Consider the following 6,354-nt stretch of genomic DNA (forward strand, 5'->3'; position numbering starts at 1 on the left):
GGGCGCCTCGAAAAACCTCGCCCCACCCGCTCCTTGGTAAAATTCTGCCGTCCTGAACCCCGTTGCCATCTACCCCGATGAAACCGCGCAGCGCCATCAAGACCGACCTGTTCGCCTTTGATCACCACCGCAAGAAGATCGACACCCTGGGGGATCCGCCAGGGCAATCGCACCGTCACGTCATGAATCCGAGCACTTCCGCCCGAAACTCGTCAGACGCCGAAGCCATCAGTCTTTTGTTCTTTATTCCCACTTTGCTGGTGGTGTTGAGGCGCAACAGATTCATCACGATATGGCGGACGATCGCGAGGTTGTTGGCCGCAAAGCCGCTCCGCGTGCGGAACTGGTCGTCGGCGAGCTGAACATCAAGGCACCAATGGAGCCGGTTTTCCACTTCCCAATGGCTTCTCACGGCGCGGGCCAGGCGTGCGGCGTCGGCGGGCAGGCTGCTGATGAAATACGCGCGCTCAATGCTCGTCCGCCCGTCCTGCGTGCGCTCGCGCTCGATGATGGCAAAGCTGCGGATGTCCTTCCACTGTTCATGCTTGTAGAGCCGATCCACCGCGTCGTAGGCCCAGCAGCGGCGCACCTCGAGACGGCCATGATTCGCTTTCGTGGCCGTGACCTCGTCGGTCGAGCAGGGCTGCAGCGCGCCCTCGGGGCCCAGCCCGGCAAACATGATCGAATCGAGCAGATTCGGGTGATTGTCCTTCACGCACAGCACATAGTCGGCCTCGCCTTTGCGGATCGCTTCGGCGATCTTCGTCTGGGTGCCCATTGCGTCGATGGTCACGATCGTCCCTTGGAGCGCCAGGGTCTTGAGCAGCTCGGGGATGGCGGTGATCTCATTGGACTTCTCTTCGGTGGCCTTCTGCCCCAGTACAACCCCGAGGCCGGCGGCGAAGGCGCTCACCAGGTGCAGCGGGTGGGCGTCGGTGTCTTTCTTGTTGTGCGAGCGGCGGCTGGTCTTGCCGTCGATCGCCACCACCGTGTCTTGGGCCAGCGCCGGGATCACCATCCCCACCCAGCGCCGGAAGGCGGCCTCGAACTCGTCGGGCGAAATCAGCCCGAACACGCGTGCCAGCGTGTCGTGGGACGGGATGCCCTGCTCAAGCTTCATAAAGCACCGCAGCCAGTCTAGTTTCAACTTGGCCCACTCCTCGATGCCCACAAAGTCGTCTGCGCCACTGAGCACCCCGCACACCACGACCGTCAGAAGTTCGGCCAGATCGTGCTGTGTGTGCCGAGGGCTGCGCGGATCAGAGATCGAAACAAACACCTGCATCAGCGGCATCACTCCTGTCTTCATGGGAAGCCCAAAAAGCCAGGAAACTACACACTTTCTGCGGCTGTGAACAGGGGGCGTGTAAGGCTATGAAGGTGAACGATGTTTTGCGGTGGGGTATGTCGGGTCGGTACGATTGCCCTGGGGGATCCGCTGGCTGAGATCGAGTCGCACATCGATTTCACGGCGCTGGCGGCCGAGGTGGATCGGATCGCGCTGCGCCCGGTGAGTGCACAAGGCGACCGCCCGCCGTACCCGACCGAGACGATGGTGCGCATCCTGGTCCTGAAGCGGCTGTACAGCCTGTCGGACGAGCAGATGGAGTACCAGCTGCTCGATCGTATGAGCTACCAGCGCTTCTGCGGATTGGCAAACGCAACGACCATCCCCGATCGCACCACGGTGTGGACCTTCGAGAACCGGATCGGCGAAGCGGGCGCCAAGGCGCTGTTCGACGGCGTCTCGGCGCAACTGCTCAAAAAGGGCTTCATCGCCCGGGGCGGGCAGATCATCGACGCGACCCTGGTGCCGGCGCCCAAGCAGCACACCTGCCGGGACGTCTATGCCGACCGGGGCTATCCGTCTGCCGAGCGCGAGGCCTGGCTGAAGGAAAACGGCTTTCGCAACCAGATCCAGAGGAAGGGCCATCGCAACAAGCCCTTGTCCGAGTGTCAGCAGCGGCGCAACAAGTGCATCGCCAGGACGCGCGCGCGGGTCGAGCATGTGTTCGGGGCCATCGAGCAGATGGGCGGCAAGCTGCTTCGCACCATCGGCCAGGCGCGGGCGAACTTTGCGATGACGATGATGGCAGCCTGCTACAACCTGAAGCGGCTGGTTTATTTCCAGAAAGCGGGAATCAAGGCTTTCTGACGCCCGAAATAGGCTAAATCGCCGGCGCCCGAGGCGATTCGAGACAGAAACGGGACGGCGCCGCCGAAGAAGGCGGGGATTTGCTGAAGGAATTGAACCGAATTCGGTCGCGATCATCGTTGTGCGGTGGGGGTTTACTGAAAGCCTCGGGTTATTCGAGGTGCCCGTACATTCCCAATGTTTTTGCCCCCATTCTGACCACCCCTCCCCGCCCCCGCCACGTAATTTCTCACTTGACACTCACCTCCGTCGCATGACGGTTCCACAACAATAGAACCCGGCAGCAGGTGGGTGGGGTAAGGGGTAACGGCGGCGAGGGTGCAGGCCGGGGTCAGCGCGGCTGTTCTGGCCCTTTGGCCACGGTGCCGCCGGCATTCTTGGCGAGGAGCACGGCGGCCACGAGGCGTCGGGCGGCGAGATCGTTGGCGCTGCGCTGGGCGGTGAGGTGGGTGGTCTGGGCGGTGAGCACGTTGAGGTAGCTCACGGTGCCCGCCTGGTACTGGTTGAGGGCGATGGTTTCCGCTTCGGCGGCGGCGGCCACGGCGGCGCCCTGTTCCAGGGCGGCTTCTTCCAGCAGGCGGGCGGCGGCGAGGTTGTCTTCCACTTCCTGGAAGGCGACGAGCACCGTCTGGCGGTAGGTGGCCACGGCCTGCTCCCAGCTGGCCTGGGCCTGGCTGACGGCGGCCTTGCGGGCGCCGGCATCGAAGAGCGTGGCCGCGAGGGTGGGTCCGAGGGACCAGTAGCGGCTGGGCAGGGTGAACAGTTCTTCGATCTCGGAGCGGCGGAAGCCTGTCTGGGCCGAGAGGCCGAGGACCGGGAAGCGGGCGGCCTGGGCGGCGCCGATGGCAGCATTGGCGGCGGCCACGCGGCGTTCGGCGGCGGCGATGTCGGGACGCCGCTCCAGGAGGGTGGAGGGCAGCGTGACGGGTACCGTCACGGCGGACAGCGGGGCCTGGGCCGCGGGCAGGCTGAAGCCCGCCGGGGGTTGGCCGATGAGCACGGCGATGGCGTGTTCGTACTGGCTGCGGGAGAGGCGGCTTTCCAGCACCGCCGCCCGGGCGCTGCGCAGCTGGCTTTCGGCCTGGGCCACGTCGGCCTTGCTGGCGACGCCGGCGGCATGGCGGTTACGGGTGAGCTGGAGGGATTTTTCGTAGGCGCGGACGGCGCTTTCCAGCAGCGCCTGCTGGCGTTCGGCGGCGCGCAGCTGCATGTAGGTCTGGGCCAGGGTGGCGTGGGCCGAGAGGCGTGCGGCGGCGAGGTCGGCTTCGCTGGCCTGGACCCGTTCATCGGCGGCTTCCACGGTGCGGGCGATGCGGCCCCACACGTCGGCTTCCCAACTGGCGCTGAGGCCCGTGCTGAAGCTGTTGCGGGGCGGTGCGCTGCCCGCCGTGGCGGTGGCGGCGGAGGTGGCCGAGCGGGTGGCGCCGGCATTGAGGTTGAGGGTGGGAAACCAGGATGCACGGGCCGCGTCGGCCAGGGCGACGGCCTGGCGGTACTGGGCTTCGGCGCTCTTGAGGTTCTGGTTGGAGATCTTGAGCTGAGCCTGCAGGCCGTCCAGCACCGGGTCCTGGAAGATGCGCCACCAGGTGTCGGAGGTGGCCGGGTCCTGGGGGCTGGCGGGCTTCCATTCGCCGGCTTCCTTGAAGGCGGCGGGGGTGTCCACGATGGGACGGACGTAGTCGGGGCCCACGGTACACGCCGACAGCAGGAGCGCGGCGGCCAGGGCGGGGAACGATGGGGTCGAGTGTGGCTTCATGGTCAGCTCGCGCCGTTGAGGCGGGTGAGGTGTGCGCGGGGTTCTCCTCCGGGCGCGGAGCGGGCACGCAGCCGGTCCATCAGGACGAACACCACGGGGGTGGTGTAGAGGGTGAGGATCTGGCTGAGGATCAGGCCGCCGACGATGGCAATGCCCAGGGGCTGGCGCAACTCGGCGCCGTCGCCGGTGCCGATGGCCAGGGGAATGGCCCCGAACAGGGCCGCCAGGGTGGTCATGAGGATGGGCCGGAAGCGCAGCACCGCCGCTTCGTGAATGGCCTCGCGGGCGCTGACGGTGCCCTGGCGCATGCGCTCGATGGCCACGTCGATCATGATGATGGCGTTCTTCTTGACGATGCCGATGAGCAGGATCACGCCGATCATGGCGATCAGGCTGAATTCCGTGTCCATCAGCATCAGGGCCAGCAGCGCCCCCACGCCCGCCGAGGGCAGCGTGGAGAGGATGGTGACCGGATGGATCAGGCTCTCGTAGAGCATGCCCAGCACGATGTAGATGGTGAGGATGGCGGCCAGGATGAGGATGGGTTGGCTGCTCATGGATTTCTGGAAGGCGCCGGCGGAGCCCTCGAAGCTGGTGCGGATGCCCACCGGCACACCGATGCTGGCAATCGCCCAGTCGATGGCGAGGGTGGCGTCGCTGAGGGAGCGGCCCTCGGCCAGGGCGAAGCTGAGGGTGGTGGCCGCGGCGCCACCCTGGTGGCTCACCGTGAGGGGCGCCAGGGTGCTTTCAAAGCGGGCCACGGCGGACAGGGGCACGAGGCTGCCCGTGGAGCTGACCAGGGTGATCCGGGCCAGGGAATCGGGGCCCTGGAGGTATTCCGGCGTGGCCTCCAGCACCACCCGGTACTGGTTGAGGGGGTTGTAGATGGTGGAGACCTGGCGCTGTCCGTAGGCGTTGTTGAGGGCCGAGGTGGCGGCGCGCATGGTCAGGCCATGGCGGGCCAGGGCGTCCCGGTCGAACACCACGGTGGTCTGGGGCCCCTGGTTCTGATCGTCACTGGAGACGTCGGTGATCTCCTCCAGCCGGCTGAGGGCGTTGCGGATGCGGGGCTCCCACAGGCGCAACTCCTCCAGGCTGTCGGACTGGAGGGTGTACTGGAAGGAGGAGTTGCCCTGCCGCCCCCCGATCCGGATGTCCTGGGTGGCGCTGAGGTAGAGACTCGCCCCCGGCACACCGGCCAGCTTCTTGCGCAGGCGCCCGATCACGGCCTCGGCGGATTCCTTGCGCTCGCCCACGGGCTTGAGGGTGACGAACATGGAGCCGAAGTTGCGCTGGGAGCCGCCGGTGAAGCCGGTGACGGTGGCCACCGCGGGATCGGCGCCCACGATGGTGAGGAAGCGGTCCATCTTCTCGCGCATGGCCTGGAAGGAGATGGCCTGGTCCGCCACGACGAAACCCCGCAGGCGGCCTGTGTCCTGGGTGGGGAAAAACCCCTTGGGGATGCTCTGGAAGAGATGCACGTTGAGGGCAACGGTGGCCAGCAGCACGGCCATGACGATCTTGCGGTGGTCCAGGGCCCAGGCGAGGCTGCGCCGGTAGGCGCCGATCAGGCCGTCGATGCCCCTGCCGATCCAGCGGTCGAGGGAATGGCGCTGCCCTTCCGGCGGCCGGGGGCGCAGCAGGCGGGCGCTCATCATCGGGGTGGTGGTGAGGGACACCACCATGGACACCAGGATGGCCGCCGACAGCACGATGGCGAACTCCCGGAACAGCCGCCCCACGATGCCCCCCATGGCGAGGATGGGGATGAACACGGCGATGAGGGAGAGGCTCATGGAGAGCACCGTGAAGCCGATCTCCCGTGCCCCCTTGAGGGCCGCCTGGCGGGGCGGCATGCCCTCGTCCACGTGGCGGGCGATGTTCTCCAGGACCACGATGGCGTCGTCCACCACGAAACCGGTGGCGATGGTGAGGGCCATCAGGGAGAGGTTGTCGAGGCTGAAGCCGGCCAGATACATGACCGAGAAGGTGCCCACCAGGGAAACCGGCACCACCACGCTGGGGATCACCGTGGCGCGCCAGTTGCGCAGGAACAGGAAGACCACCAACACCACCAGCGCCACCGAGATCACCAGGGTGTGCTGCACTTCCCGCAGGGAGCCGCGGATGGTGGGGGTGCGATCCATCACCACGTCCACGTCGATGGCGGGGGAAATGCTGGCCCGCAGCAGCGGCAGCAGCGCGGTGACCCGGTCCACCGTTTCGATGATGTTGGCGCCGGGCTGGCGATTGACCATCAGCAACACGGCGGGCCGGCCGTTGGCGGCACCGTAGTTGCGGTCGTTCTCGACCCCGTCGCGGACCCGGGCCACATCCCCCAGGCGCACCGCCGCCCCGCTCTTCCAGGACACGATGAGCTGGCGATAGTCCCCGGCGGTGCGGGCCTGGTCGTTGGCGCCCACCTGCCAGGCCTGGGCCTCCC

3 protein-coding genes and 1 pseudogene are annotated in these 6,354 nt (G+C 67.0%); 1 reads left to right on the forward strand and 3 read right to left on the reverse strand.

The features are described 5' to 3' along the window. Positions 1 to 175 precede the first annotated feature (175 nt). Positions 176 to 1,309: an ISAs1 family transposase gene (locus PHI64_RS23100; protein ID WP_299888640.1), complete on the reverse strand. Its 1,134-nt coding sequence runs from the start codon at positions 1,307 to 1,309 to the stop codon at positions 176 to 178. A gap of 114 nt (positions 1,310 to 1,423) precedes the next feature. On the opposite strand from PHI64_RS23100, the pseudogene PHI64_RS23105 reads away from it, so the two are divergent. Continuing rightward, positions 1,424 to 2,155 (forward strand): annotated as a pseudogene (locus PHI64_RS23105) (IS5 family transposase); the annotation flags it as partial. Between the two features lie 331 nt (positions 2,156 to 2,486). Here the strand turns inward: PHI64_RS23105 and PHI64_RS23110 are convergent. Next, entirely contained in the window at positions 2,487 to 3,911 is a 1,425-nt protein-coding gene (locus PHI64_RS23110) for an efflux transporter outer membrane subunit (RefSeq protein WP_299888643.1), read from the reverse strand. Positions 3,912 to 3,913: 2 nt separating this feature from the next. Next, a partial coding sequence (locus PHI64_RS23115) for an efflux RND transporter permease subunit (protein ID WP_299888646.1) occupies positions 3,914 to 6,354 on the reverse strand: 2,441 nt, incomplete at its 5' end.

Origin of the sequence: Zoogloea sp. (genome assembly GCF_028689785.1) — a bacterium.
Taxonomy (GTDB): Bacteria; Pseudomonadota; Gammaproteobacteria; order Burkholderiales; family Rhodocyclaceae; genus Zoogloea.